The 26,697-nt window shown below is 64.9% G+C and carries 21 protein-coding genes and 1 other RNA gene; 9 read left to right on the forward strand and 13 right to left on the reverse strand.

Annotated features, from left to right (window positions below):
- Positions 1 to 3 precede the first annotated feature (3 nt).
- From WGH93_RS10715 to WGH93_RS10725, 3 genes are all read right to left on the reverse strand, one after another.
- A complete protein-coding gene (locus tag WGH93_RS10715; protein ID WP_374764884.1) occupies positions 4 to 492 on the reverse strand; it encodes a dihydrofolate reductase in 489 nt (162 codons plus the stop codon).
- A gap of 99 nt (positions 493 to 591) precedes the next feature.
- The gene (locus WGH93_RS10720; protein ID WP_374764885.1) at positions 592 to 2,487 is read right to left on the reverse strand and encodes a sensor histidine kinase; all 1,896 of its coding nucleotides are present in this window, start codon (positions 2,485 to 2,487) and stop codon (positions 592 to 594) included.
- Between the two features lie 73 nt (positions 2,488 to 2,560).
- Entirely contained in the window at positions 2,561 to 3,355 is a 795-nt protein-coding gene (locus WGH93_RS10725; RefSeq protein ID WP_374764886.1) for a thymidylate synthase, read from the reverse strand.
- Positions 3,356 to 3,477: 122 nt separating this feature from the next.
- Between WGH93_RS10725 and ssrA the strand changes: the two genes are divergently transcribed.
- The 4 genes from ssrA to WGH93_RS10745 all read left to right on the forward strand — a co-directional run bounded on the left by ssrA (position 3,478) and on the right by WGH93_RS10745 (position 6,712).
- Positions 3,478 to 3,872, forward strand: a transfer-messenger RNA (tmRNA) gene (ssrA, locus tag WGH93_RS10730).
- A gap of 206 nt (positions 3,873 to 4,078) precedes the next feature.
- Positions 4,079 to 4,687: an SspB family protein gene (locus WGH93_RS10735; protein WP_374764887.1), complete on the forward strand. Its 609-nt coding sequence runs from the start codon at positions 4,079 to 4,081 to the stop codon at positions 4,685 to 4,687.
- Positions 4,688 to 4,761: 74 nt separating this feature from the next.
- Positions 4,762 to 6,372 carry a fumarate hydratase gene (locus WGH93_RS10740; RefSeq protein ID WP_374764888.1) on the forward strand — a complete coding sequence of 537 codons (1,611 nt, stop codon included), beginning with the start codon at positions 4,762 to 4,764 and terminating at the stop codon, positions 6,370 to 6,372.
- On the forward strand, positions 6,350 to 6,712 hold the full coding sequence (locus WGH93_RS10745; RefSeq protein WP_374764889.1) for a ribbon-helix-helix domain-containing protein: 363 nt from the start codon (positions 6,350 to 6,352) through the stop codon (positions 6,710 to 6,712). The genes WGH93_RS10740 and WGH93_RS10745 overlap by 23 nt, the downstream gene beginning before the upstream one ends.
- Here the strand turns inward: WGH93_RS10745 and WGH93_RS10750 are convergent.
- Positions 6,709 to 10,281: an AsmA family protein gene (locus tag WGH93_RS10750; protein ID WP_374764890.1), complete on the reverse strand. Its 3,573-nt coding sequence runs from the start codon at positions 10,279 to 10,281 to the stop codon at positions 6,709 to 6,711. The genes WGH93_RS10745 and WGH93_RS10750 overlap by 4 nt on opposite strands.
- Before the next feature lie 159 nt (positions 10,282 to 10,440).
- Between WGH93_RS10750 and WGH93_RS10755 the strand changes: the two genes are divergently transcribed.
- The 3 genes from WGH93_RS10755 to WGH93_RS10765 all read left to right on the forward strand — a co-directional run bounded on the left by WGH93_RS10755 (position 10,441) and on the right by WGH93_RS10765 (position 15,588).
- The gene (locus WGH93_RS10755; RefSeq protein WP_374764891.1) at positions 10,441 to 12,234 is read left to right on the forward strand and encodes a chloride channel protein; all 1,794 of its coding nucleotides are present in this window, start codon (positions 10,441 to 10,443) and stop codon (positions 12,232 to 12,234) included.
- An 83-nt stretch (positions 12,235 to 12,317) separates the two neighbouring features.
- Positions 12,318 to 14,630: an ATP-dependent helicase gene (locus tag WGH93_RS10760; protein WP_374764892.1), complete on the forward strand. Its 2,313-nt coding sequence runs from the start codon at positions 12,318 to 12,320 to the stop codon at positions 14,628 to 14,630.
- A gap of 16 nt (positions 14,631 to 14,646) precedes the next feature.
- On the forward strand, positions 14,647 to 15,588 hold the full coding sequence (locus WGH93_RS10765; protein ID WP_374764893.1) for a 50S ribosomal protein L11 methyltransferase: 942 nt from the start codon (positions 14,647 to 14,649) through the stop codon (positions 15,586 to 15,588).
- Between the two features lie 62 nt (positions 15,589 to 15,650).
- Here WGH93_RS10765 and WGH93_RS10770 read toward each other — a convergent pair whose 3' ends face one another.
- The 5 genes from WGH93_RS10770 to WGH93_RS10790 all read right to left on the reverse strand — a co-directional run bounded on the left by WGH93_RS10770 (position 15,651) and on the right by WGH93_RS10790 (position 21,389).
- Complete coding sequence (locus tag WGH93_RS10770; RefSeq protein WP_374764894.1) at positions 15,651 to 15,950, reverse strand: hypothetical protein; 300 nt, start codon at positions 15,948 to 15,950, stop codon at positions 15,651 to 15,653.
- Positions 15,951 to 16,135: 185 nt separating this feature from the next.
- Entirely contained in the window at positions 16,136 to 16,711 is a 576-nt protein-coding gene (locus tag WGH93_RS10775) for a class I SAM-dependent methyltransferase (RefSeq protein ID WP_374764895.1), read from the reverse strand.
- Positions 16,701 to 18,827, reverse strand: coding sequence for an NAD-dependent DNA ligase LigA (ligA, locus tag WGH93_RS10780; protein WP_374764896.1), 2,127 nt, complete (start codon positions 18,825 to 18,827; stop codon positions 16,701 to 16,703). Before ligA ends, WGH93_RS10775 begins: the two co-directional genes overlap by 11 nt.
- 24 nt (positions 18,828 to 18,851) lie before the next feature.
- Positions 18,852 to 20,513, reverse strand: coding sequence for a DNA repair protein RecN (recN, locus tag WGH93_RS10785; protein WP_374764897.1), 1,662 nt, complete (start codon positions 20,511 to 20,513; stop codon positions 18,852 to 18,854).
- 45 nt (positions 20,514 to 20,558) lie between these two features.
- Entirely contained in the window at positions 20,559 to 21,389 is an 831-nt protein-coding gene (locus WGH93_RS10790; protein WP_374764898.1) for an outer membrane protein assembly factor BamD, read from the reverse strand.
- Positions 21,390 to 21,618: 229 nt separating this feature from the next.
- Between WGH93_RS10790 and WGH93_RS10795 the strand changes: the two genes are divergently transcribed.
- Positions 21,619 to 22,140 (forward strand): helix-turn-helix domain-containing protein, encoded by a 522-nt coding sequence (locus WGH93_RS10795; protein ID WP_374764899.1) that lies wholly within the window; start codon positions 21,619 to 21,621, stop codon positions 22,138 to 22,140.
- Positions 22,141 to 22,217: 77 nt separating this feature from the next.
- Here WGH93_RS10795 and WGH93_RS10800 read toward each other — a convergent pair whose 3' ends face one another.
- On the reverse strand, positions 22,218 to 23,111 hold the full coding sequence (locus tag WGH93_RS10800) for a branched-chain amino acid aminotransferase (protein ID WP_374764900.1): 894 nt from the start codon (positions 23,109 to 23,111) through the stop codon (positions 22,218 to 22,220).
- Positions 23,112 to 23,252: 141 nt separating this feature from the next.
- Here WGH93_RS10800 and WGH93_RS10805 point away from each other — a divergent pair, with 141 nt between their 5' ends.
- Complete coding sequence (locus WGH93_RS10805) at positions 23,253 to 23,732, forward strand: MarR family winged helix-turn-helix transcriptional regulator (protein ID WP_374764901.1); 480 nt, start codon at positions 23,253 to 23,255, stop codon at positions 23,730 to 23,732.
- 126 nt (positions 23,733 to 23,858) lie between these two features.
- Here WGH93_RS10805 and WGH93_RS10810 read toward each other — a convergent pair whose 3' ends face one another.
- From WGH93_RS10810 to petA, 3 genes are read right to left on the reverse strand one after another with little or no spacing between them, the layout of a single operon-like run.
- Positions 23,859 to 24,620: a cytochrome c1 gene (locus WGH93_RS10810; protein WP_374765037.1), complete on the reverse strand. Its 762-nt coding sequence runs from the start codon at positions 24,618 to 24,620 to the stop codon at positions 23,859 to 23,861.
- 43 nt (positions 24,621 to 24,663) lie between these two features.
- Positions 24,664 to 25,935 carry a cytochrome b gene (locus tag WGH93_RS10815; protein WP_374764902.1) on the reverse strand — a complete coding sequence of 424 codons (1,272 nt, stop codon included), beginning with the start codon at positions 25,933 to 25,935 and terminating at the stop codon, positions 24,664 to 24,666.
- A 13-nt stretch (positions 25,936 to 25,948) separates the two neighbouring features.
- Complete coding sequence (gene petA / locus WGH93_RS10820; RefSeq protein ID WP_374764903.1) at positions 25,949 to 26,503, reverse strand: ubiquinol-cytochrome c reductase iron-sulfur subunit; 555 nt, start codon at positions 26,501 to 26,503, stop codon at positions 25,949 to 25,951.
- Positions 26,504 to 26,697: the final 194 nt, after the last annotated feature.

Genomic DNA, 26,697 nt, shown 5'->3' on the forward strand with positions numbered 1-26,697 from the left:
CGGTCAGGCCCGGCGGTCCAGAACCCGGATGGTGAAGGCGGGCCGGTCGCCCTCGGCTGGATGGGGGTGGCGCTCCGTCTCCGCCCAGTCGCCCTCGTCGAAGGCCGGGAAGAAAGTGTCGCCGGGCACCGACAGGTCGATGTCGGTCAGATAAAGCCGATCGGCGGAAGGTAGCAGCGCCTCATAAAGCGTGGCACCGCCGATCACCATTACCTCCGCCCCCGCGGCACGCGCCGCCGCCAGCCCCTCCGGCAGGGTGCGGAACACCCGCACGCCCTCCGGCTGGAAATCCGCCCTGCCGCTGACGACGAAATTGTCCCGCTTCGGCAAAGGGCGCCCGATAGACTGATAGGTGCGGCGCCCCATCAGCACCGGCTTGCCAAGGGTGGCCTGCTTGAAAAAGCTGAGATCCCGCGGCAGATGCCATGGCATGGCACCGTCCTGGCCGATCACATTGTCGCGGGCGCGGGCGGCGATGAGCGATACGGTCATTGAAGGTGGTCTCCTTGGGCGCACATGCCCCACTCACAGGCGCGGTAACGAAATCAACAGCTCAAAACCCCGCCGGGATGCGGGCACGGGCGCACCCGCTCAGATCATCATGTTTTCCACATCTTCATCGCTGGTGGCGCTGGCCTCCTGCAAGGGCAGATGCACCCACATTTCCGTGCCATGGCCCACCTTGGACGACACATGAATGGTGCCGGACATGCGTTCCACCAGTTCGCGGCAGATGGCCAGCCCCAGACCGACCCCGCCATGGCTGCGGGAATGAGAGGATTCCACCTGGGTGAAGCGATCGAACAGCACCGCCTGCTTTTCCTTTGGAATGCCAATGCCCGTATCCGACACCTTCATCACATAGCCCGGCTTGCCGGTCAGGAAGCGCTTGGGATAAATCTTGATGCGCACCTCGCCCTCATCGGTGAACTTGATGGCGTTGGAGGCCAGGTTGGTCAAGATCTGCCGTAACCGCAACTCGTCGCCATTGATGAAATCGGGCATCCCCTCATCCACATGGGCGCTGAGCCTGAGGCCCTTGGCATCCGCCTGCTGATAAAGCAGCGCGATCACGCGGTCTGTCAGGAATTCCGGCGACAGGGCGCCCGCCTCAATGGAAATCTTGCCCGCTTCCAGCTTGGCCAGGTCCAGAATGTCATTGATCAGACGCAGCAGATAAGACCCGGAATGATGGATGTCGCGGGCATAGTCCTGATAGCGCTCATCCCCCAGCGGGCCGAGCGGCTCATCCTTCAGGAACTGGGAAAAGCCGAGAATGGTGTTGAGCGGGGTGCGCAATTCGTGGCTCACCGTGGCCAGGAATTCCGACTTGGCCTCGTTGGCGGCCTCGGCGGCCTCACGCGCTTCCTCCAGGTCCCGGTTCAGGTTTTGCAGCAGCTCGTTATGCTCCTCCATTTCCCGGTGCGCCTCGCGCAGGGCGCTGGTGCGCCGTTCCACAATGGCGGACACGCGCTGCTGGCGCTGGGCCTGGGTCCACAAAATGTAGATCACCAGCACGGTCAGCATCAGCACCACGATCCCTTCGATCACGGCGCGGCCCAGGTCCGGCACGAACACCCCCGGCGCGGCCCACACGCTGGCCTGCCAATCGCGCAGGCCCACATCCATGCGCTGGTCCAGCCGGAACGCGCTGTCCCCCCGCGCGGCGCCGGAACGCGACAGGCCGCGCTCGGACAGATAGGTCAGCGTCACCGTTCCCCCGGTGGCCGGCGAAACGGTCTTGAGCGCCAGATTCAACCCCTCGAACCGGGGTTCATCCGTGCCGCCGCGCACAATCCGGCTGAGTTCCACGATCTGCACCGCAAAGCCGGGAAACCCGTATATATCCTTGAAGGGCGTGATCAGCCAGACACCGCCACGGGCGGCGAACATGGTCTGTGCCGGGGTGGATAGCGGCACCACGATGGACCGGTGCTCCGACAGCGACTTCGACAGCAGGCCCCGCAACCCCGGCAGATTGCCCATGTCGATGCCGGTCCAGGCATCGGCCCGCTCCGCTTCCGGGGACCAGGCGCCGACCAGGGGGTATAATGTCTTGTTCACCGCCTGCGGTGCGATTTCGCCACCGCGCCCGTCACGGAACTGGAATCCGTCCGCGCCCTGTGCCCTGATCCGGTCCAGAATATTGCGGGCATCATCCGGCGGCACGGCCACGGCCATGCCAACCATGCGGCGATGGCGATAAAACTGGGTCTCTTCATCCAGATAGGCGCGCAGGGGGCCGGGTGCCGTATTACTGGTGGCCTTGGAAAAGGCGTGCAGATTATGCGCCAGATCCCGTTCCCGGAGCAATTCCTGGCGCACCCGCTCCACCATCAGCTCGGCGGTGAAATCGAATTTGGTACGGGCCTCCTTTTCGGCAGAGCGAATCGCATCCCGCGTGGCGGACCAGGACAGCACGAGCCCCACCAGCAGCACGAGGCCGATGGAAACGAACTGTCGCTTGTCTTTCACGCCGACGCTCATACCATTCCTTCAGCGCCCGGATCTGCCCTGCTTTCAGGCGCCATGCCGCCCCCACAGAACCGGCGAGACCACATCATACCGCCACGGGCGCCTTGATCGCCGGGTGGGGGTCATAACCGTGGACCGCGATATCCTCCACGGTAAAGCGAAACAAATCCTTAACATCAGAATTCAGATGCAACCGGGGCAATGGCCGCGGCGTGCGGGACAATTGCAGGTCCGCCTGCTCCAGATGATTGCTGTAGAGGTGGGCATCACCCAGCGTATGGATGAAATCCCCGGCTTCCAGCCCGCACACATGGGCCACCATGTGGGTAAGCAGCGCATAGGAGGCGATATTGAAAGGCACCCCCAGAAACACATCGGCGCTGCGCTGATATAGCTGACAGGACAAGCGCCCCTGCGCCACGTGAAACTGGAACAGGCAATGACAGGGCGGCAGAGCCATGCCGTCCACATCCGCCGGGTTCCAGGCGCTCACCACCAGGCGGCGGCTGTTGGGATTGGTGCGAATGGCGTGCACCACATCGCTGATCTGATCGATCACGCGCCCGTCCGGCGCCGCCCAGCTTCGCCACTGCTTGCCGTAAACCGGCCCCAGTTCCCCCGACTCGTCCGCCCAGGCATCCCAGATGTGCACCTTGTTATCCTGCAGATAGCGCACATTGGTATCCCCGGCCAGGAACCACAGAAGCTCATGGATGATACCGCGGATATACAGCTTCTTGGTGGTCAACAGCGGAAAGCCGGCACCCAGATCGAAGCGCATCTGATGGCCGAACACGCCATAAGTGCCCACGCCGGTGCGATCATCCCGATGGATGCCGGTGTCCCGAATATGCCTCAACAGCGCCAGATACGCGTCCATGCCGTCCCCGCCTTGTCTCGCTTCAGCATCAGCTTTAGGCACACGGCCCCGCAGTTGCAAGCCTGCCCGTGCGGCGCACCGCGCGGAACCCGATCGGCGCTGGCCGGTTTTTCTGTAATCCCGCCCTTTAAGTGTGGGCGTTTTGCCCTTATATTGGGGATGTCGGGCAACCGACTATGGCGATAAACGGTGCATTGAGTACATTCAGCGGACCCGGGGGCAGTACCCGGCGCCTCCACCATGAGGGCTGATCGGCACGACAGGGGTACCACCATATGGCGGATACCGGGCCGGACAGCCCTGATGATGGGGGCGAACCAGGATCGACGCGCTTGGAAATATGTGACTTTTCGCCCGGCATGGTACCGCCGTTATCGGGCCGTTTTGACAAATGCCAACGACAACGACGTCGAGTTTGCCGTAGCCGCCTAAGCGGTGAGGTAAGCTAGCATTTAAATCCCCGTCGTGTGACAACGGCGGGTGGGGGCTGGCCCACCTAGCAACAGAACGGGCCACTTCTCTTTTTCGGCCAGCACCGAGCCGGCGCGGCGGCGCCCTTGGGCCACGCAAAACGGCGCGACAGGCCCGCGGTTGCCACATCCATTCACTTTTGCCTTCACTCGCTGCGGGCTAATCAGTATAACGGGCGCGAATTCCGGCGTGCCAGGCCCCGGCAGGCCAGCGCGCGCGGCTCTTTTTGTCGTGATGAAAGGCTGCAAGCTGATGACCGATACGCCGAGCGAAAGCAGCATAGACTATGACGCCAAGGTGGAAGCGGCGCTGAAAACCGTGGTGCGATCCGTGCTCAGGGATACCGTGGAACACGGCCTTCCGGGGGACCATCACTTTTTCATTGCCTTCAGAACCCAGGCGGAGGGGGTGAGCATCCCCGCCCATCTGGTCAGCCGCTTCCCGGAGGAAATGACCATCGTGATCCAGCACAAGTTCTGGGATCTGACGGTGGAGGATGACCATTTCGAAGTGGGGCTGAGCTTCAACCAGAAGCCGGAACATCTGATCATTCCCTTTCATGCCCTGACCGGCTTCGTGGACCCCAGCGTACAGTTCGCCCTTAATTTCCACGCGGAAACCGGCGCCGAGCACGACGACGCCACAGACGGCGCCACCAGCCAGAGCGACGAAGCGGGGGACACCCGTTCCGGGCGTGACATGGCGAGCCTTGAAGCCACCGTCAGCGATCTCAGCGACCTGCCCCGTACCGCCGCCAGCCGCGACGACATGAAAACCGAAGACGGCGACAATAATGCCGATGGCGACGCGCGCGGCGGGGACAATGTGGTCACACTGGATGCCTTCCGCAAGAAAACCTGACGCCCTGAATCTTCCGGCAGTTCGCTGGAACCGCCGGCGTTCCCGGTGCCCCCTTTGACAAAATCGGATGCCCCATGACCGACTGGACCTATCAGCCGCTTTTCGAGCTTGGCGACGATGCCACCCCTTATCGCAAACTGACTGGCAACCATGTGGAAACGCTGGAGGTGGACGGGCGCACCATCCTGAAAGTGGCGGATGCGGGGCTGGAACTGCTGGCACGGGAAGCCATGCACGACATCTCGCACCTGCTGCGACCCGGCCATCTGCAACAACTGGCTGACATTCTGGCCGATGAGGAGGCGAGCGAAAACGACCGCTTCGTGGCGCAGGAGCTGTTGAAAAACGCCAATATCGCCGCCGCGCGGGTTCTGCCAAGCTGTCAGGATACGGGCACGGCCATCATTGCGGGCAAAAAAGGCCAATATGTGTGGACGGACGGCGACGACGGCGAACCGCTGAGCCGCGGCGTGATGCGCACCTATACGGAAACCAATCTGCGCTACAGCCAGATGGCGCCGCTGGACATGATCCGCGAAAAGAACACCAAAACCAACACCCCCGCCCAGATCGATATTTATGCCGGAAAGGGCAATGAATATCATTTCCTGTTTCTGGCCAAGGGCGGCGGCAGCGCCAACAAGACCTTCCTGTATCAGGAAACGCCCGCAAAGCTGCGCGAAGACAAGCTGATGGCGCTGCTGGAAGAAAAGATCAAAACGCTGGGCACGGCGGCCTGCCCGCCCTATCACCTGGCCGTGGTGATCGGCGGCCTGTCGGCGGAACAGAATCTGGCCACCGTGAAAAAGGCATCCGCCCGCGATCTGGACAGCCTGCCCGATACCGGCAATGAAGGCGGGCGCGCCTTTCGGGACCGGGACTGGGAGACGCGCATCCATGAGATGACCCGCGGGCTCGGCATCGGCGCCCAGTTCGGCGGCAAGTATTTCTGCCATGACGTGCGCGTGATCCGCCTGCCCCGCCACGGCGCCAGCCTGCCCATCGGCATCGGGGTGAGCTGCTCGGCGGATCGGCAGGCCAAGGGCAAGATCACGCCAGAGGGCATCTTTCTGGAACAACTGGAAACCGATCCGGGCAAATACATGCCGCCGGTAACGGAAGCGGACCTTGAGGCGGACGTGGTGCACATCGACCTGAACCAGCCCATGGACGCCATCCGCGCCGAACTCACGAGGCACCCGATCAAGACCCGGCTCAGCCTGACCGGCACCATCGTGGTGGCGCGGGATTTGGCGCACAGCCGAATCAAACAGATGGTCGAGGACGGCGCGGAAATGCCATCCTATTTCAAGGATCACATCATCTATTATGCGGGGCCGGCCAAAACGCCGGAAGGCTATGCCTCCGGCTCTTTCGGCCCCACCACCGCCGCACGGATGGACCCCTATGTGGACGAGTTCCAGAAGCTGGGCGGCAGCATGGTCATGCTGGCCAAGGGCAACCGCTCCAAAGCGGTAACCAGGGCGTGCCAGGACAATGGCGGCTTTTATCTGGGCTCCATCGGCGGCCCGGCGGCGGCGCTTGCGCAGGACAATATCCGTAAGGTGGCGGTGCTGGACTTTGACGATCTGGGCATGGAAGCGGTATGGAAGATCGAGGTGGAAAACTTCCCCGCTTTCATCGTTGTGGATGACAAGGGCAATGACTTCTTCCAGGCCCTTTAAGGGCGAAAAGGCATCGGTGCCCGGCGCCGCCAGCACTGGCAAAGAGAGCGCCGCCAGCACTGGCACAGCCGGGGAAAACAGCTATTACCCCCCGGAAAACGCCCGGCTGGAGCGCCATTCCGTAACCCTGTCCGGCCACCGCACATCCGTTTCGATGGAACGCGGCCTGTGGCAGCACCTGAAGCGGCTGGCTGGTGCCGACGGGCTGGCCGTGGCGGAACTGGTGCGGCGCATAGACGAAGCGCGCACGGTGCCCCTTTCCCGCGCGCTCAGGGCCTATGTGCTCACAAGATTGAGCGATGAAGCGGGCCACCCCCGCACCGATGGCGGCCCCCTTTAACCGCCGCCATCCGCATCGCCCCCTGATTCATCCTGCGCCGCATCTTCCGGCGCCTCAGTAGCGCGCTTGCGGCCCAGTTGGTCCAACAGGGACAGGGCCGCGCCCATCACGGCGGCGCCCGGATTGCCCGTATCGCCGGACATCCGGTCCTGCAAAGCGGCGCCCAATCGGCTGCGAATCTCCGACAGGGCGAAGCGTTCCAGCGCGCGGCTTTCCACGCGCAGGCGGGGCTGATCGATCGCCCCCCGGAACGCCAGCGGGATGGCCGGGGTGTCGGGCGGCTGGCTGAGCGCAAGCGTGCCATCCACGGTCATCTGCGCATCACTCAGCGCGATCGATCCGGTCAACCCCAGCCGACCCCACGGCCCCGCGGCCTCCGCCGTCTGAATCCGCGCCGTCCCGTCTTGCAGGGCCAGGCTGACTGTCACATCCCGCGCGGCGGTTTCCCCATCCCGCAGAAATCCCCCCATCCGGTCCAGAAAGCCGCTGCCACTGTCCGCCGTGCGGATCAGCGCGCTCATGCCCGGCGCATCCAGAAAACCGAGCCGCATATTGCTGCCATTCAGATCGACCGTACCGTTCAGGGCCGATACCAGCACAGGAGAGGCGGCCAGGTCCAGCGACACCCGCGCCGCGCCGGAAAGCACGCGCCCGGCCCCCAGATCGGCCAGTGCCGCCCCCATATCGAGCGCCGCCGCATCCAACCGCACGCTGGCGCCGCCCTTGCGGTCATCATCCGCCCAGTTCAGCCGCGCATCCAGCGCCAGTGCACCATCCCCAAGGCGGGCATCCGGCCCGGCGGTAACGGTCACATCTTCCGCCGCAAGGGTCAGGCCCGCCGACGGCGCGAGCAGGGGCTGACCCAGCATATGGCTGTCGGATACCGCAAGGCTGACCGATCCCGTAATGCCGTCAAGCGCGGCGGGGAGACGCGGCCCCGATGCAGAGGCGCCCGACACGGCCCCGTTTTCACGCGCCTTCAAAAGCTTGGTCCCGATATCAAGCCCGCGTATGGTCAGCGCCCCATCCAGTATGTTGTTCGACATCAGGGACAGCTTTCCGGTCAGGCGCGCCTCCCCCACGGCCAGGTCCAGCCGGGTGGCGTCCCAATGCCGGGGCCCTTGCATCCAGCCCGACAGGGACAGGCTGCCCGCCGCATCCGGCAGGGACATATCCGCGAAAGACACCGGGCTGTAGAACGCATCGGCCAGCGTTGCGGGGCTGTCATGGTCAAAGCCCCCCTCCAACTGCCAACCGGGCGACGCCCCCTGCGGCCCCGGAGCCCGCCGGGCGGTGACACGTATCCGCCCCCCGATCAGGCCGCCACTCATCCGCAGCGAAAGCGGTTCTTCCGCGCCGCCCGCAATATCCATGGTCATGTCGGCGGGCACCCTGGCCGCCACCGGCCAGCCAGCCAGCCGCAGGGCGGGCGCCAGATCGGGGTTGGACACATCCAGTTGCAGATCGAGCGGGCCGTCGGGCAACAGGGGCACCATCCCATCGGCCCGCAGGTGCCGCCTGCCCTGTCCCGACAGGTCCAGCGCCAGGCGTGCCCGGTCCAGCGGCCCGGTCAGGCGCACCGAGCCGGTAAGCGGGGCCAGTCCCAGCGCTTCCGGCCCTTCCGCCACGGCAGGGCGGATCGACGGCGCGGCAAAGGCCGCCAACACATCGGACAGGCTGTCCGGCGCCTGAGCGAGCGTCGCCCTGAGATCAAGCCGCCGGTCATCCCGTGCCAGATGCACCGATCCGGCAAGAGAAGCACCGGCCCCATCCGGGCCCAGCACCAGACTGTCCAGCAGCAGCCGCTCACGGGTCAACGTGCCGCGTGCGGCCAGCCGGTCAAGCCGGGTCACGCCCAATGCCACCGAATCCAGCAACAGGTCGAAATCGAGAGCCGAACCATCCTCCGGCGCGACCAGTTCAAGCGCCCGGCCCAGCCGATCCGGCCATGGCGCCCCCTCCGGCGCGGCGCCGTTTGCCATGTCGCCGGATGCAGGCGACAGGCCCAACCCATAGGCCGCCAGCGCCACCGGCCCCGCTTCCATGTTGAGCGACGACAGCCCCTTATCCGTCCCGGCCATGGCCCCCTTGAACCGGATCGCATCCAGCCGACCGGACAGATCGTCCACCGTCCACCGGCCCGGTGTCCAATGCACATCGGCGTTCAGGCGCCCGGTGGCCAACCGATCCATCGGCACCCGCTGCAACAGGGACTGCGCCCGCTCCCCGCCAAGCCAGGCCAGCACCTTGCGGATATTGCCCTGCCCCATATGCACCTGCCCGCGCAGGTCCGGGCCGTCGCCGGTGGTCAGCGTGGCGGTAAGCGCCAAACGGGCACCGCCCGGCAACAGGCCCTGCATCTGCTCCAGCCGCAACCGATTCGCCGTGATCGACAGGCCGGATTCCAAATGCTGCACCACGCCGCCGCGCCATTCAAAACCTTCCAGCGTCAAATCCAGCGCGGCACTGTATTCCGGCATGTCGTGTGCGCCACCATCGTCCATCGGGGCGGCATCCACTGTGTCCGGTGCTGCAAGACCGACCATCAGCGCGCGCAGCAGGTCCGCATGAACCACCCCCAGCGCCACCGACCCGGCCAGATGCGCCTGTCCCCCCGGTGCCGCCATCAGAGTCGCCTGCCCCCGCGTTTCGCCAAGGCGCATCCGGCGGGTCGTTACATGCTGCATATGGGTGTCCCGCCTGAGCTGGGCATCGACCAGGAAGGGTATCGCCGTCTCAATGCCCCGGCTGGGGCCACCGCCTGTCAACGCCTTGACGGCGGACAGAAAGGCCACCGCATCATCCCCCGACAGCTTCAGCCGCCCATCCATGCCATCATCGAAAAGGCGCCCGTTCAGGTCCATGCTGGCCCCGGCAAGGCTGACGGACAGGTCCAGGCTGTCGCCCTCCCCTTCCGGGCGGGCACGGAAGCGGCCATCGGCGGCCAGGTCCCATCCGCCCAGTCTGGCGCTGGCCTCCCACGTAACGGGGCCAGCGGGAAGGTTGCCGCCCAGCGTGGCATCCACCGCCGTCAACCGCCGTTCAGGGCCGTTTCGCGGACGCAGGGTGATGGCGCCGTCGCGCAGCCTCAGCCGGTCCAGTGTCACCGCGCGAGACCCAGTGCTCCCGGCGGCAAGCCCCGCCAGGCGCCACCCCTCATCACCCTGTTCCAGCGTCAGCGCGGCCCCGTCCAGCACCACCCGCTTCAGCGCCAGATCACCGCGCAACAGGGCACCCACGCCCAGCCTGAGGGCGATTCGGTCGGCGCGCGCCACCACATCGCCCTTGGCCCCGTCCAACGGGCGCAGCACCACCTGCCGGGCGGTGAAGGACGGGCGCGGCAGCAACGAAACCGACACATCCCCGCCCAGATCCACCGACAGGCCGATTCGGTTGGACGCCAGCGTGGCCAGATCCCGGCGATAATCGTTCCAGTCCACCAGCGACAGCGTTGTCACCAGCCCGGCCAGCGCCAGCACAGCCACGCCCCCGGCGACCAGCAGCACGCGCCTGAAACGCGACCCCCCCGGATCGGGCGGGCCTGATTTCTCCGGCTGTGTGGTGGCCATGGCTTTCTCCCTATCCGGCTTGTGCCGGTCCATCATGGGCTTATGGAGGTGGCGACACAACTCCCTCAGCCGGGGTGCTGCCCGGCCCGCCGCTTTACAAGCCCGGCGCCAGCGGGCTAAATCGCCGGATGGTTCGGGGTATTGCGTGATGAGGGGCTCATGACGGCACAAACCGGTGACGGCGGCGACGCCGCGGCGGGCTGGCGCGCCCGGCTGACCCGCTGGCTGCGTCGCCCTGCCATGGAACATTGGCTGCTGTTGGGGCTCGCCGCCATAATGGGCACGGTGTCGGGCTTCGCCGCCATCGGCTTTTATCTGGCCATCGACTTTCTTCTGGTGCTGGGCTTCGGCGCCAATGAAGCCCAACTGGCCACACGCGCCGCCGGCCTCAGCCCATGGCAGATTCTGGCCGTGCCGGTGCTGGGCGGACTGGTGGTGGGACAATTGCTGCGTTTCCTGCCCGGCCACAAGGCCCATGCCGTGCCCCATGTGATCGAGGCCGCCGCCCTGCATGGCAGCCGCATCCGCCTGCGGGACGGCCTGTTCAGCGCGGCGGTGACCATCACCAGCCTGGGCAGCGGTGCTTCCACCGGGCGGGAAGGCCCGGTGGTCCATCTGGGCGCCACACTGGCCGCCCGGCTCACGGCACTGGCCAGGCTCAATCCCGCCATCGGGCGCACCCTGCTGGGCTGCGGCGTGGCCGCGGCGGTGGCGGCATCCTTCAATGCCCCCATTGCCGGGGTCTTTTTCGCGCTTGAGGTGATCATCGGGCACTATGCCCTGCACACTTTCGCACCCATTGTCATCGCGGCCATAGCGGGTACCCTTGTCAGCCATGCCCATCTGGGCAATTTCCGCGCTTTCCAGATCACCGACCAGATGATCGCCACCTTCTGGGAGTTTCCCGCCTTCGTGCTGCTGGGCGTGCTGGCGGCGGGGCTCGCCGTGCTGTTCATGCGCGGCCTGATCGCCATAGAGCGGCTGCAAAAACCCATTGCCCGCCATATACCGCTGGCGCTGCAACCGGCGCTTGGCGGCCTGGTGGTGGGCTTTATCGCCATGGTCCACCCGGAAGTGCTCTCGGTGGGGTATGAGGCCACGCATACCGCGCTCACCGGCGGCTATGGCCTGGCCCTGCTGCTGACCCTGATCAGCGTGAAGCTGGTGGCGAGTTGGGCATCCTTCCTGTTCCGGTTCGGCGGCGGGGTGTTCAGCCCGTCCCTGTTCCTGGGGGCCATGCTGGGCGGCGCCTTCGGCCATCTTGCAGGCGGGCTTCCCATGGTGACATCCGCCCCGTCGCTCTATGCCGTGGTGGGCATGGGCGCGGTGGCGAGCGCGGTTCTGGGCGCTCCCATTTCCACCATTCTGATCGTGTTCGAGATCACCGGCGACTACAGTGTGGCGCTGGCGGTGATGGTGGCCTCGGCGGTGGCCAGCATGACCGCCCGACTGTTCGTTCATGGCTCGCTGTTCCACATGCAGCTTCGGGAAAAGGGCATGGAACTGACCGGCGGGCGGGCCACCTTCCTGCTGCGGTCGGAAACCGTGGAAGGGCATCTGACACGCGATTTCACCACCATCACCACGGACACGCCCCTGTCCGAAGCCCGCGCGCATCTGCTGAGCCGGGGCGGTGGCGAAATGGTAGTGCTGGAAAGCAGTGGCCGGCTGGCGGGAATGCTGGCCCTTACCGATATGCCGCACGCCCTGCTGGAAAACGGCACCGGTGACGGTCAGCCCGTGGAAAGCCTGATGCGCCCCACCGTTCCCCACCTGTATAGCGACGAGCCGCTGGGCCATGCGCTGACGGCGATGGAAACCACCGGAGAGGATGTGCTGCCCGTGGTGGACCGGGAAACCGGGACCGTCGCCGGGCTGGTGCGCTATCGCCATGTGCTGGAAGCCTATAACAAGGCCCTGCTCGAAGCGCAGGGCGAGGACCGGGGCCTTTGATTCGAGCCGCCGCGCCTGATCCGTGACGCGATGGGTGCGCGTGGGGCTTTTGCCCGCCCGCCCATGGTGCTATGAGGGGCGCCATGAGCGATGACCCCTTTGACATGAGCGACCTGGACAGCCCCCCGCCCCCGGCGACGGAACCGCCCTATCTGACCGGGCTCAACGCCCAGCAACGGGAAGCGGTGCTGTCCACCGATGGTCCGCTGCTGGTGCTGGCGGGCGCGGGCACGGGCAAGACCCGCGTGCTGACCACCCGGCTTGCCCATATCCTGCGCCAGGGCCTGGCCCGGCCACAGGAAGTGCTGGCGGTCACCTTCACCAACAAGGCGGCGGGCGAAATGAAGCGCCGGGTGGAACAGTCATTGGGCCGCCCGGTGGAAGGCATGTGGATCGGCACCTTTCACGCCCTTTGCGCCCGCATTCTGCGCGCCCATGCGGAACTGGCCGGCCTGCGCCACGATTTCACCATTCTGGACACAGACGACCAGATACGGCTGCTGAAACAGTTGCTGGCCGCCGAGGGGCTGGACAGCAAACGCTGGCCCGCCCGCCAACTGGCCGGGCTGATCGACCGCTGGAAAAACCGGGCCATCACGCCGGACACGGTGCCCGCATCGGAATCCCACGCCTTTGCCGATGGCCGGGGCGTGGCGCTGTACCGCGCCTATCAGGACCGGCTGAAAGTGCTCAATGCGGTGGATTTCGGCGATCTTCTGTTGCATGTGATCACCCTGTTTCAGACCCATGACGACGTGCTTGGCCGCTATCAGGACCGCTTCCGCTACATTCTGGTGGACGAATATCAGGATACCAATGTGGCGCAGTATCTCTGGCTCCGCCTGCTGGCCCGGCGCACCGGCAGTGGCGAGGCACGCAATATCTGCTGCGTGGGGGACGATGACCAGTCCATCTATGGCTGGCGCGGCGCCGAAGTGGGCAACATATTGCGCTTTGCACAGGATTTTCCCGGCGCGAAAACCGTGCGGCTGGAACAGAATTATCGCTCCACCGGCCATATTCTGGCCGCCGCGTCGGCGGTGATCGCGGGCAATGAAGGGCGGCTGGGAAAAACCCTGTGGACCGAGGACGGCGACGGGGAACGGGTGCAGATCCACGGCGTTTGGGATGCCCATGAGGAAGCCCGCAGCATCGGCCACATGCTGGAGGAGATGGAGCGCGGCGGCGCCACGCTCAATGATGTGGCCGTGCTGGTGCGCGCCTCCTTCCAGATGCGGGAAGTGGAAGAGCGCCTGATCCAGATTGGCCTGCCCTATCGGGTGATCGGTGGCCCGCGCTTTTACGAGCGCCGGGAAATCCGGGACGCGCTGGCCTATTTCCGCCTGATCATGCAGGAAGACGACGACCTGGCCTTTGAGCGCATCATCAATGTGCCCAAGCGCGGCATCGGCGCCACCAGCCTGCAAAGGCTGCACAAGCTGGCCCGCGCCCACGGGGTCTCCATGACACGCGCCGCCCGCCAACTGGCCACGCTGGATGAATTGCGCCCGCAGACCCGCAAAAGCCTGAACGCCTTTCTGGAAGACCTGGACCGCTGGCGGGCGCTGCTGCACACCCACACGCACAGCGAACTGGCGGAAGTGGTGCTGGAGGAATCCGGCTACAGTGCCATGTGGCAGAAGGACACCGCGCCCGATGCCAAGGGGCGGCTGGAAAACCTGAAGGAACTGGTGGCCGCCATGGGCGAATTCGACAGCCTGGCCGGGTTCCTGGAACATATCCAGCTTGTCATGGAAAACGAAGAGAACGCCACCGCCGACAAGGTGAACCTGATGACCCTGCACGGTGCCAAGGGGCTGGAATTTCACACCGTCTTCCTGCCCGGCTGGGAAGAGACCGTCTTTCCCAACCAGCGCGCGCTGGATGAAAGCGGCACGGCGGGGCTGGAAGAGGAACGGCGGCTGGCCTATGTGGCGCTGACCCGTGCCCGGCGGCAGGCCCATGTGTTCTTCGCCGCGAACCGGCAGGTGTTCGGCCAGTGGCAGAACAATCTGCCCAGCCGTTTCATCGACGAACTGCCCGGCGAGCATGTATCCATGAACGCGGCCAGCGGCGTGTACGGCAATACCGCCCCCCGCATAGAGGAGGCGGACGCCTTTGGCGGCATCGACAATCTGGTGCGCGGCGGCGGCAGCAAATACGGCCCCGGCTGGCAGCGGGCGGAGCGCCGGGCGGCGCGGGCCCGCCCTGTTACCCCGCGTGCGCCCAAACGGGAAAGCATCAGCACGCTGGCGGTGGGGGAGCGAGTCTTCCATGACAAGTTCGGATATGGTGAAGTGATTGATGTGGCCGGGCACAAACTATTGATTTCATTTGATAAATCGGGCGAAAAGCGGGTCATGGACAGCTTTGTGCGCCCGGCGGATGAGGCGTAATACAAGGAATATGGCAATGAGCGAGACCGAAACGGTCTGGTGTGCGACCGGCACCCTGCCACCGGCACAGGCGGAAGCACTGGAAGCGGTGGTGGATACGGTGGCCGAGCGGTTCAACGCCCCGCCCCCCACCATTTCCGCCTTCGACCCCCTGAGCGCCACGGAAGACGACAGCACCGGGGAAGACTGGCGCGTGGACCTGTTCTTCACCGGCACGCCCGCGGCGGGCTATCTGGATGCCCTGCTGGCCGCCGCAGGCGCCGAGGGGCGCCCGTTCGAACTGGCCCCCGTGCCGGATCGGGACTGGGTGAGCGAAAGCCAGAAACTGCTGCATCCGGTCAGCGCGGGGCGGTTTTTCATTTATGGCGCCCATGACGCCGACAAGCGCCCGGACGACACCATCAATCTGCATATCGAGGCGGGCCAGGCATTCGGCACCGGGCGCCACGAAACCACCTGCGGCTGCCTGGAACTGCTGGACCGCATGGCCGAACGGGGCGAGTCCCCCGGTCGGATTCTGGATGTGGGCACCGGGTCCGGCGTGTTGTCGCTGGCCGCCCACAAGCTGTGGCGGGATGCCCGGATTCTCGCCAGCGATATAGACCCCACCGCCGTCAATGTAGCACAGGCCAATATCGACCAGAACCGGTGCGCATCCCGACCGGCGGGATCGACCGCGGGGGGCATCGCCACGCTGGCCGCCGATGGCCTCACCGGCCCGGCCTTTGCCGAGGACGGCCCCTATGACCTGATCATGGCGAACATTCTGGCCAGGCCGCTGGTCATGCTGGCCCCCGCCATTGCCGACGCGCTGGCCAGGGGCGGCCAGGTAATGCTGTCCGGTCTGCTGGTCACGCAGGAAAAAAAAGTCCTCGCGGCCTATGGCGCGCGAGGACTGAAACCAGTTGATCGCATTATCAGAGGGGACTGGCTTGCCGTGCTCCTGAAAGAAGCCTGATCGGGCCAGTCGGGGCAGAGCCCGGCCCTGCCATCGGCAAGGTCGGCGCAAAGTCCGGTCGCTCAGGCGCCGATCGGGCGCCGGGGCATCAGGCCGCCCAGATTCGCCGGGCGCACCAGGCGAATACTGTCCATAAAGCGGCCAAGGCGGGGCATCACACCGGCGCCGGTGGGCTCGATCGGGGCCATGGCGCCGAATTCCACCATCAGCTCGGTAAAGCCGTCGGTATAGAAAATGTCGCTGATCAGGCCACGCAGTCCGCGGCGTTCCTGAACGGGGCGCGCGGCGGGCATGTCATTGAGAACCGGTACGCCGGAAGCGATGAAATCTTCCAGTTGGCTGCGGGTCAAAGGGTGAGTCACGGGACGAACTCCTGCAAATCTGGGTATCCGGGAAATTCGGGGGCGGTTCACTGGTCGGCGGTTGCTGGCGCAGCGGAACCCGTCCTCGCATCTGTGTCGGCCATCCGACAAGGCAGCATATAGGGTGGGAGATGACGCCTTTGTAGCGGTAAAAGTGCATTACAGCCATGCACAGAACGCATGGCTCAGGCGGATGCGTTGCCCGGCACGCGATAGCGATAAATCCGCCGCGTCGTCAGGCCGTCGCCCAGTTCAAGCCGGGTTTCCGGGGTCCATCCCGGCAGGGCAAAGGCGTTGCACAGAACGAGGGAGCCGGGCGGCAGGGCGGCTCGCAGGTCCGGCGCAAGGCGGGTCATCATGGCGGGCCCCAGAAACAGCAGCAGCACAACCGGCCCCTGCCCGGTGAACGGGTTTCGTACCAGAAAGCGGCCCGCTTCCACCCGCATCAGGCGGGCGCGGGGCTGACGGGCGAACCTGAGCCGGGCCACCATCAGCGGCAGGGGGGAAATGTCCACCCCCAGACCGCGGGCCTCAGGGCAGCGCCTGAGCGCATCGGCCAGCAAACCGCCCCACCCCACGCCCAGATCCACGATCAGGCCGTCATGTTGCCTCGGCAACAGGGTCATCAGCGCGGCCTTTTCCGCCCGGCTGCTGGGCATGGGCGGCACGCCGGTGCGCAGAACGGGCACCAGAACAAGGCCGATCAGCAGGGCCACCGCACCCGCCAGCAACAACGCCGCCAACAGCGGATCAGGCACCATCGCCGTTCCCGGCGGGCAACGCCCCGTTCTGGCCGCTCAGGGCCATCCAGGCGTCTTCATCCAACACCGTCACCCCCAGGCTTTCCGCCTTTTTCAGCTTGGACCCGGCGCCCGGCCCCGCCACCAGATAATCGGTCTTGGCGGACACGGACCCGGTCACCTTGGCACCCAGGCTTTCCGCGCGGGCCTTGGCTTCGGCGCGGGACATAACGGTCATGGTGCCGGTGAAAACCATGGTCCTGCCGGAAAGCGGGCTGTCCCCCGCCGGGCGGGCCACCGGCGCCACCGTCACTTCCGTCAGCAGATTGTCCACCAGATCACGGTTTCTGGGTTCGTGGAAAAAGGCCACCAGCGTGTCCGCCACCACCTTGCCTATACCGTCAATGCCGAGCAGCGTTTCCATGGCGTCCGCCTCGCCCGCGGCGGCGCGGTCCAGACTCTGGCGCAACGTGTCCATATCGCCGAAATGACGCGCCAGAAGCCGCGCGGTTTCCAGCCCCAGACGCCGCACCCCCAGCGCGAACAGAAAGCGATCCATGGGAATAGTGCGACGGGCCTCGATCGCGCGGAACAGATTGTCGGCGGATTTCTCGCCCCAGCCCTCCCATTGGTGCAACGGCTTTTCCGCCTTTTGGGAGGTCTCCGACAGGCGGAAGATATCGGCGGGTTCGTTAATCCAGCCGCGCTCGAAGAACTGCTGAATCTGCTTTTCGCCAATGCCTTCAATGTCGAAAGCCGAGCGGGAGACGAAGTGCCTGAGCCGCCCCACACGCTGGGCCGGGCAGATCAGGCCACCGGTGCAGCGCACATCCACTTCACCCTCTTCCGCCACCGCTTCGGAGCCGCACTCCGGGCATTGCTTGGGAAACGCATAGGGGTCGGCGCCATCGGGCCGTTTGTCCACATTGACCGCCACCACCTGCGGGATCACATCGCCCGCGCGCTGGATCACCACGCTGTCCCCCACCCGCACATCCAGCCGCGCGATCTCATCCCGGTTGTGCAGGGTGGCGTTGGACACCACCACGCCGCCCACCGTGACCGGTTCCAGCCGGGCCACGGGGGTCAGCTTGCCGGTGCGGCCCACCTGAACATCAATGGCTGTCACCTTTGTGGTGGCCTTTTCCGCCGGAAATTTGTGGGCGATGGCCCAGCGGGGGTCTCGCGCCTTGAAGCCCAACCGTTCCTGAAGGTCCAGCCGGTCCACCTTGTAAACCACGCCGTCAATGTCATAGTCCAGATCGCCGCGCGCCGCCTCGATCCGCTCATAGGCCACGATCAGCGCTTCCACGCTGTCGCACCGGATCATCAGGTCGTTGGTGCGAAAGCCCCACTGGCCAAGCTGGCGAATGGCGTTCATCTGGGTCTCCGCCGGGGGCGCGCTGGTCTCCCCCCAGGCATAGGCGAAAAACCGCAGGGGCCGGTCGGCGGTGATAGCGCTGTCCAACTGGCGCAGCGAACCCGCCGCCGCATTGCGCGGATTGGCGAAGGTTTTGGCACCCTTTTCCGCCTGACGTTCGTTCAACTCGGCAAAGGCGGATTTTTCCATATAAACCTCGCCGCGCACCTCCATGATGGCGGGGGGCGAGCCCGTGTTCAGGCGTTCGGGAATGTCGGCGATGGTGCGGGCATTGGCGGTCACATCCTCGCCGGTCACGCCGTCGCCACGGGTGGCGGCCTGCACCATTTTCCCGGCTTCATAGCGCACGGTCAGCGATACCCCGTCGATCTTGGGCTCGGCGGTAAAGGCGGGCGTGTCGGCCAGGGACAGGAAGCGCCGAACCCGATCCACGAATTCGGCCACATCCCCATCATTGAAGGCATTGGACAGGGATAGCATGGGCACCGCATGGGTGACTGTATGGAACTGGTCCGCCCTGGGGGCCGCGCCCACCCGTTTCGACGGGCTGTCCCGCCGCACCAGATGGGGGAAGCGCGTCTCGATCAAAGCATTGCGGGCCACCAGCCGGTCATAGGCGGCGTCGCTGATCTCCGGCGCGTCCTCGCCGTGATAGCGCTGGTCGTGATAGCGAATGTCCATGGCCAGCCGCGCCAGTTCGCGGGCGGCGTCTTTCTCGCTCAGGTCTTCAACGGGGCGCTCGCTGGCATCCGGCATGGGGAAATCCTCGGCGGGTCAGGGTCAGGTCAACAGACGGCGGGCGGCGGCGCGGGCCTCGTCCGTCACGGTGGCGCCGGACAGCATACGGGCGATCTCCTCCAGCCGGTGATCCGGGTTCAGGGCCGCCACGTCGGTGCGGGTTACGCGGCCATTGTCGCTTTTGGCGATGCGGTAATGACAGTCCCCGCGCGCCGCCACCTGCGGACTGTGCGTGACCACCAACACCTGCGCCGCGCCGGTCAGGCGATGCAGGCGCTCCCCCACCGCGTCGGCGGTGGCGCCCCCTATGCCCTTGTCCACCTCGTCGAACACCAGCACCGGGGCGCTGCCCGTGGCCGCCAGCACCACCTTCAGCGCCAGGGTGAACCGGGCCAGCTCGCCGCCCGATGCCACCTTGTTCATGGGCCCGAAATCGCTGCCCGGATTGGTCCGCACCTCGAACACCACGCCGTCGCCGCCGCTCGGCCCCCATCGTTCCGGGGGCAAATCCGCAAGGGCAGTGCGAAACGCCGCCTTTTCCAGCCGCAATGGCGCCAGTTCCACATTGACCGCCGCATCCAGGCGGTCGGCGGCGGCCTTCCGGGCGGCGCGCAGAGCAAGGACGGCCTCTTCCATGGCGCTGAAGCACGCCTGCGTGCGGGCCTCGGCGCGGCGCACGGTCTCGTCGCCCGCATCCAGCGCCGCCAGCCGGGCGGACAGGTCGTCATACAGGGCAGGCAGATCATCACCCAGGCAATCATGCTTGCGGGCCAGACGGCGCAGTTCGAACAGGCGTTCTTCCGTGCGTTCCAGGTCACCGGGGTCAAAGTCCAGCGCGTCCCTGAGCGCCTCCAGTGCCTGTACGCCCTCCCCGATCTCGATACTGGCCCGTTCAAAGCTTTCAAGCGCCGGGGTGACCTTTTCGGCAAGGGTCTGATCGGCCCGCTCGAAGCGACGCATGACGGCACGCAGCGCCGCCTCCACGCCGCCGTCGCCCATCAGTTCGCCCAGCGCGGCGGTCAGGTCCGCCATCACCTTTTCGCCCTGCATCATCCAGGCGCGCCGATCCGCGAGCGCCTCCTCCTCCCCCGGTTCGGGCGCCAGATCGGCCAGTTCCGCCACGGCATGACGGAGAAATTCCTCATCACGCCGGGCATCTTCCAGCGCGGCGCGGGCGTCCCGCTCCGCCGCGCGGGCATCGGCAAGATCGCCATATGCACGGCTTACCGCCGTCACCAGCGGGCCGAGATTGCCGTAATCATCCAGAAGAGCGCGGTGTCCCGCCGGGTCCAGCAGGCCGCGATCATCGAACTGGCCGTGCACTTCCAGCAGGCTTTCGCCCACAGCTTTCAACAGGGTCAGGCTTACCGGCTGGTCATTGATCCAGGCCCGGCTGCGCCCATCCGCCGACACCTGACGGCGCAGCAGCATCTGGCCGTCACCGTTTTCCAGATCCGCCTCTTCCAGCAGGCGCACGGCGGCATGGTCCGGGGACAGCGAGAATTCGGCGATAACGCGGCCCTTGTCCGCCCCGGCACGCACCAGCGCCCGATCCGCCCGCGCCCCGGTGGCCAGCCCCAGCGCATCAAGCAGGATGGACTTGCCGGCGCCGGTCTCCCCGGTGAGCACGGTCAGGCCCGCATCCAGGCCGAGATCCAGTTTTTCGATCAGGACAATGTCCCGAATGCTGAGGGATGTCAGCACGCTGATGGGCCTCCCTCCAGGGTGGGGGGCAACGCCCCGACCGGCTTAAAAAGGCAGCAGCACGTCGAAAATGGAGGGGTCCACCTCCGTGGCGGGGCGCAACTGCCGCTCTTCGAGCAGGCGATAGGAATGTTCATACCATTTCGTGCCGGGATAGTTATGGCCCAGCACCGCGGCGGTCTTGCGCGCTTCCGGCATGACCCCCATGGCCAGATACGCCTCCACCAGTCGGTGCAGGGCTTCCGGTACATGGCTGGTGGTCTGGTAATTCTGGATCACGCTTGAAAAGCGCTTGGCCGCGGCCAGATATTCCTTGCGCTTGAGATAGAAGCGGCCCACCTCCATGTCCTTGCCGGCCAGGTGATCATTGGTCAGGTCCAGCTTGAGCTGGGCATCGCGCGCATATTCCGTACCCGGATAGCGGCGGATCACCTCGCGCAAGGCATCGCGCGCCTGATGCGTCTGGCTTTGATCCCGGCGCACATCCGTGATGCGCTCATAGTGGCTGAGCGCGATCAGATAATAGGCATAGGGCGCCTGGCGATTACCCGGATGCAGGGACAGGAAACGTTCCGCCGCCAGCACCGAGTCCTCGTACTGATTGGCCATATAGTTCGAATAGGCAGCCATGAGCTGCGCCCGCCGCGCCCAGATGGAATAGGGATGCTGCCGCTCCACCTCGTCAAAGGCGGCGGCGGCCAGCTTGTAATTACCCCGCTCCAGATTGTCCTTGGCGAGATTGTAGATCACCTCCACGTCGCGGGCCACATAGCGATCCGGGTCGTCCCCCGAACAGGCGGTCAAACCCAACAACAGCGCCAGCCCCAGCAGGCGGGCATGGTGACGGGCAGTGATGACAGAAACCAAGGTCCGCATAGGTTCGGGCTCTCCCTCGTCCCGCGCGCTCAAGACTTGCGCGCTTGCAATTCGCACGACGGCTCCTAGGGTGGATGACCACCGCTGGATTTAAAACTTATGTTCAGCACAACAAAAAGGTGTAAAGACTTGGCGGCCCAGCCAGACCTGCTCGCCGGTACACCCTCGCGCCGAACGTGGCCCCATGTAGCACAGCCAGGGGCCATCTGCCAGCAGGGATTGGGCCACCGTGACCACCAGTAAAGAGGACATGCGACCCATGATCAAGACCAACCCGGAAACCGTACAGGCCAGCGCGCCGGAAGCGGGCCAGCGCCCCGATAACCAGGCCCGCCGCGCCGGGCGTGTGGATCGCCATGTGGGGCAACGCCTGCGACAACGACGGCTGGCACTGGGCCTCAGCCAGCAGGATGTGGCGGCCCTGCTGGGGATCGCCTATCAGCAGGTTCAGAAATACGAATCCGGCCTGAACCGGCTCTCCGCCGGTCGGCTTTACATGCTCAGTCATATCCTGCAAATGCCGGTGGGCGACTTCTTCGACGGCCTGCCCCCGGTGGAGACCATGATCACCGAAGGGGACGACCTGGCGGAAGGGCTGTCGGCGCTGGAAGACCTGCCCAATGACCGGCTGCGAAAGGCGCTCACGGGGCTGGTGAAGGCAATCCGGGAAAGCCGCCTGCGCGGCCCCGCCGCTCATCAGGATCATCACGGACAGAAAGGCGCCGGGCAGCGAACCACGGAACAGGCCTGAGCAGCGCCCGAAAGGCAGACGGGTGGGGCGGCCCCGCAGAAGCAAAAGCCGCCTGCCCCGCCCCTTGCAAAGCCGCTTTAAACAGCCTGGCGGTGCTCGGTGGTGTCCCGAACCACGGCGTCATAATCCGCCATCAGGGTGCGGGTCAGTTCGCCCACCTCGAAATTATATGGCCCCACTTCCCTGAGCGGGGTGACCTCCACCGCCGTGCCGGTCAGGAAGGCTTGCTCGAAATCAGCCATTTCCTCCGGCATGATGGCACGCTCCACCACCTTGATGCCGCGGTGGCGTGCCAGCGAGATCACCGTCTGGCGGGTGATGCCATCCAGAAAGCAATCCGCCGTGGGCGTGTGCAGAACGCCATCCTTGACGAAAAAGATATTGGCGCCGGTGGCTTCCGCCACCTGGCCGCGATAATCCAGCATCAGGGCATCGTCATAGCCCGCATCCTCCGCCGCATGGCGGGACAGCGTGCAGATCATGTAGAGCCCCGCCGCCTTGGCGTGAACGGGCGCCATGTCCGGCGCCGGGCGCCGCCAGTCCGACATCATCAGGCGCAGACCCTTCATGCGGGCTTCCGGCGCGAAATAGGACGGCCATTCCCACACGGCGATGGCCGCATTCACCCGGTTCTTGCGTGCCGACACGCCCAGCGATTCGGACCCGCGCCACAGGATCGGACGGCAATAGGCGTCCCGCAGGCCGTTCACCTCCAGCAGGCGCTCACATGCCTCGTTGATTTCCGCCTCGCCGTAAGGCACGGGCATATCCAGTTGCCGGGCCGACTCGAACAGGCGGCGGGTATGCTCCGCCAGCTTGAAAATCCGGCCATTATAGGCGCGCTGCCCCTCGAACACGGCAGAGGCATAATGCAGTGCATGGGTCAGCACGGATATCTCTGCGCTTTCCTCGGTGACATATGCGCCATTCATCCACAGGATCGGAGTCTGCGCTGCCTTGGTTTCAGCCATTTTATATCTCTCTCGACCGACATTTTGATAATTTTATGCCATAAATGCACTTGCATCCGGTAACATTATGCATCATATGTGTCAACACACTTGACGTATAAATCAGCAGGAAACGGCGTTCGACCTATGGTTTTGAAGCATATGCCCCAAGCCAATCTCTATCTCCGGGAGGAGGAGCTGCGCCGCGGCATCGAGTTGCTTTATTTCGCTTATCGGGATTTCACCAAAGACCCGGATGAAATTCTGGCGCAGGAAGGCTTCGGACGCGCCCATCACCGGGTGCTGTATTTCGTGGGCCGCAATCCCGGCACCACCGTCTCCGGCCTGCTGTCCATCCTGCGCATCACCAAGCAGAGCCTGTCGCGCGTGCTCGGCCATCTGGTGGATGTGGGCTATATCCGCCAGGAAACCGGCCTGAAGGACCGGCGCCAGCGCCTGCTATACCTGACCGACAAGGGCCGCGCCTTTGAAAAAGACCTGTTCGAGCGCCAGCGCAGGCGACTGGCGGAAGCATACCGCGAAGCCGGGCCGGAAGCGGTGGCCGGCTTCTGGGAAGTGCTGCTGAACATCGTGGATGCGGACGACAAGGACGCCGTGATGCGCCACATCAACAGCCGCTGACACACGCATCGGGTTCGCGGGCCTGAGTTTCCACCTGCCCGCGCACGAACAAAAAGCCGCGCCCCTGTTATGGAGCGCGGCTTTTTTATTCAAACCTGCGCGTGCCTGAAGAACAGGGGCGTGCCCCTATTCCTCGTCCATCACGTTGCGGCCTTCCTTGACCGGCTTCCAGATCTTTTTCATGGACAGATAGCTCAGCACCACCATGACGGCCAGGAACAGCAGAACCGCGATGCCGGTACGCTTGCGGTCCTCCATCTTGGGCTCGGCCACATAATGAAGGAAAGTGGTCACGTCACGGGCCATCTGGTCCACCGTGGCTTCGGTGCCGTCTTCATAGGTGACAATCCCTTCCATCAGCGGCGCGGGCATGGAGATCGCCTTGCCGGGGAAATAGGGATTGTAATATTTGCCAACGGGCAGCGTCACATCCGCCGGGGCCTCTTCATAGCCGCTCAGCAGGCTATAAAGATAATTGATCCCGTCATGACGCGCCTTGGTCATCAGGGACAGGTCCGGCGGCAGGGCCCCGCCATTGGAGGCACGGGCCGCCTGCTCGTTGGGATAGGGCGACGGAAAGCTGTCCCGCGGCAGGGCGTCCCGCGTGGTGGGGTCCCCGAACTCGTCCGGGCCGCCGGGCACGGTGTATTCCGCGGCGAACGCCTCGATCATCTTGTCGCCGTATCCTATCCCTTTCAGGTTCCGAAAGCGGAAATATTTCAGGGAATGACAGCTTGCACACACATTGCGGTACACCTGCCAGCCGCGCTGGGCGGATGCCTTGTCGAAGGTGCCGAACGGCCCCTCCATCTCCCACTCAAGCTGCTTGGGATGCTTGGCATCCCCGGCGGCAAGAACCCCGGTGGTCAGGCCCACAACAGCGGTCATGCCCGCAGCTACGCTTTTCAACCAATTCATGTCGATCGTCCTCTTACTCGGCCGGTTGCGTGGACGTTACCGGGGCGGAAATGCTCTTCGGCAGCGGCAGCGTCGTTTCCCATTTGCCCAGGATCGGCAGGACCACCAGGAAATGCAGGAAATAATACGCCGTGCCAATCAGCCCCAGCGTGGGCCAGATGCCTTCCGGCTTCTTGCCGCCCACCACGGTCAGCAGCACCAGATCCACCACCAGCACCCAGAAAAAGACCCGGAAGACCGGGCGGTAATTACCGCTGCGCACCTTGGACGTATCCAGCCAGGGCAGGAAGAACAGCACGATGATCGCGCCGAACATGGCGATCACGCCCAGAAGCTTGGCCGGGATCAGTGTCACGCCCATGATGGAGATATCGAAGGTGATGGATCGCAGAATCGCATAGAACGGCAGGAAGTACCATTCCGGCACGATCGAGCCCGGTGTCACCAGCGGGTCAGCCGGGATATAGTTATCCGGGTGGCCGAGCGCGTTGGGCATGAAGAATAGGAACAGCCCGAAAAAGATCAGGAACACGAATACGCCGAACGCATCCTTGATGGTGTAATAGGGATGGAACGGCACCTGATCCTGCGGCCCCTGCACCTCGATACCCTTGGGATTGTTCGACCCCGGCAGATGCAGCGCCCAGATGTGCAGCACCACCACGCCCGCGATCACGAAGGGCAGCAGATAGTGCAGGCTGAAGAAGCGATTGAGCGTGGGGTTATCGACCGAGAAGCCGCCCCAGAGCAGTTGCACGATGCTGTCCCCCACCAGTGGTATGGCCGAGAACAGCTTGGTGATCACGGTCGCCCCCCAGAAGGACATCTGCCCCCAGGGCAGCACATAGCCCATGAAGGCGGTGGCCATCATCAGCAACAGGATCACCAGGCCCAGCATCCACAGCACTTCCCGCGGCGCCTTGTAGGAACCGTAATACAGCCCGCGGAAGATGTGGATATAAACCACGATGAAGAACATGCTGGCCCCGTTGGCGTGCATGTAGCGCAGCAGCCAGCCATAGTTCACGTCCCGCATGATGCGCTCAACACTGGCAAAGGCCAGGTCCGTGTGCGGGGTGTAGTGCATGGCCAGCACGACGCCGGTGACGATCTGCACCACCAGCATCAGACCGGCCAGGGAACCGAAGTTCCAGAAATAGTTCAGATTGCGCGGGGCGCCGTAACCGGCACCGAGCGAACCATGCAGCAGGGAGAAGATGGGCAGACGCTCGTCAAACCACTTCACCGCTTTGTTTTTGGGAGTAAAAGGCTTTCCCTGTCCCATGCCGAAACCCTTTCTAACCGATCTCGATGGTGGTGTCGTTCAGGAAGGCGTATTGCGGCACCTCCAGGTTCTCCGGCGCCGGACCCTTGCGGATACGGCCACTGGTATCATAGTGCGAGCCATGGCAGGGGCAGAACCAGCCGCCATATTCGCCCTGTTGCTCGCCGGATTTGGTGCCCTTGGGCACGCAGCCCAGATGGGTACATATACCGATTACAACCAGCCATTTTTCCATGCCTTCCTTGACCCGCGCGGAATCGGGCTGCGGATCGGGCAGGTCTTCCGTGTCCTCCAGGCGGGCGCGCTCGATCTCGGCCTCGGTGCGATGGCGCACGAAAACCGGCTTGCCGCGCCACATGACGGTGACACCCTCTCCAGGCTCGATCTGGCTGAGATCCACCTCAATGGATGCCAGCGCCATGGTGTCGGCAGCCGGATTCATCTGGTGGATAAAGGGCCATATGGCCACGCCGGCGCCCGCGGCACCGATCCCGGCCGTGGCCACATGCAGGAAGTCCCGGCGGCTGGTGCCACCGTCCCCGTTTGCTGTTTCTTGCTTTGCGCTCATCTGTCCATCCCTAAAGCGGCACATGATCCCGCACGTGGAACCGGGCCCGCTTCGCCCCGGCGGAATACCCTGCCCGGTCAGGCAGGCCCCGGCCCCGTACATTGACTTGCCATACCCGCCGCCCCCACCCCCTGCAAGGGGCAAAGTCCCCCAAGGGGGTCAAAAAGCGACGAATTTGCCCGTGTGTAGTCGCG

The organism is Yunchengibacter salinarum, from assembly GCF_037658235.1.
Lineage (GTDB): Bacteria > Pseudomonadota > Alphaproteobacteria > Sphingomonadales > Kordiimonadaceae > Yunchengibacter > Yunchengibacter salinarum.

Excerpts from the sequence above, each read along its gene's own strand:
- WGH93_RS10755 (WP_374764891.1), top strand. The coding sequence starts at position 10,441 with ATGACGGCACAAACCGGTGACGGCGGCGACGCCGCGGCGGGCTGGCGC.
- WGH93_RS10760 (WP_374764892.1), top strand. The coding sequence starts at position 12,318 with ATGAGCGATGACCCCTTTGACATGAGCGACCTGGACAGCCCCCCGCCC.
- WGH93_RS10720 (WP_374764885.1), bottom strand. The coding sequence starts at position 2,487 with ATGAGCGTCGGCGTGAAAGACAAGCGACAGTTCGTTTCCATCGGCCTC.
- WGH93_RS10750 (WP_374764890.1), bottom strand. The coding sequence starts at position 10,281 with ATGGCCACCACACAGCCGGAGAAATCAGGCCCGCCCGATCCGGGGGGG.
- WGH93_RS10810 (WP_374765037.1), bottom strand. The coding sequence starts at position 24,620 with ATGACCGCTGTTGTGGGCCTGACCACCGGGGTTCTTGCCGCCGGGGAT.
- ligA (WP_374764896.1), bottom strand. The coding sequence starts at position 18,827 with ATGCCGGATGCCAGCGAGCGCCCCGTTGAAGACCTGAGCGAGAAAGAC.
- WGH93_RS10740 (WP_374764888.1), top strand. The coding sequence starts at position 4,762 with ATGACCGACTGGACCTATCAGCCGCTTTTCGAGCTTGGCGACGATGCC.
- WGH93_RS10725 (WP_374764886.1), bottom strand. The coding sequence starts at position 3,355 with ATGGACGCGTATCTGGCGCTGTTGAGGCATATTCGGGACACCGGCATC.
- WGH93_RS10745 (WP_374764889.1), top strand. The coding sequence starts at position 6,350 with ATGACTTCTTCCAGGCCCTTTAAGGGCGAAAAGGCATCGGTGCCCGGC.
- petA (WP_374764903.1), bottom strand. The coding sequence starts at position 26,503 with ATGAGCGCAAAGCAAGAAACAGCAAACGGGGACGGTGGCACCAGCCGC.
- WGH93_RS10790 (WP_374764898.1), bottom strand. The coding sequence starts at position 21,389 with ATGCGGACCTTGGTTTCTGTCATCACTGCCCGTCACCATGCCCGCCTG.
- WGH93_RS10775 (WP_374764895.1), bottom strand. The coding sequence starts at position 16,711 with ATGGTGCCTGATCCGCTGTTGGCGGCGTTGTTGCTGGCGGGTGCGGTG.
- WGH93_RS10800 (WP_374764900.1), bottom strand. The coding sequence starts at position 23,111 with ATGGCTGAAACCAAGGCAGCGCAGACTCCGATCCTGTGGATGAATGGC.
- WGH93_RS10735 (WP_374764887.1), top strand. The coding sequence starts at position 4,079 with ATGACCGATACGCCGAGCGAAAGCAGCATAGACTATGACGCCAAGGTG.
- WGH93_RS10765 (WP_374764893.1), top strand. The coding sequence starts at position 14,647 with ATGAGCGAGACCGAAACGGTCTGGTGTGCGACCGGCACCCTGCCACCG.
- WGH93_RS10805 (WP_374764901.1), top strand. The coding sequence starts at position 23,253 with ATGCCCCAAGCCAATCTCTATCTCCGGGAGGAGGAGCTGCGCCGCGGC.
- WGH93_RS10815 (WP_374764902.1), bottom strand. The coding sequence starts at position 25,935 with ATGGGACAGGGAAAGCCTTTTACTCCCAAAAACAAAGCGGTGAAGTGG.
- WGH93_RS10715 (WP_374764884.1), bottom strand. The coding sequence starts at position 492 with ATGACCGTATCGCTCATCGCCGCCCGCGCCCGCGACAATGTGATCGGC.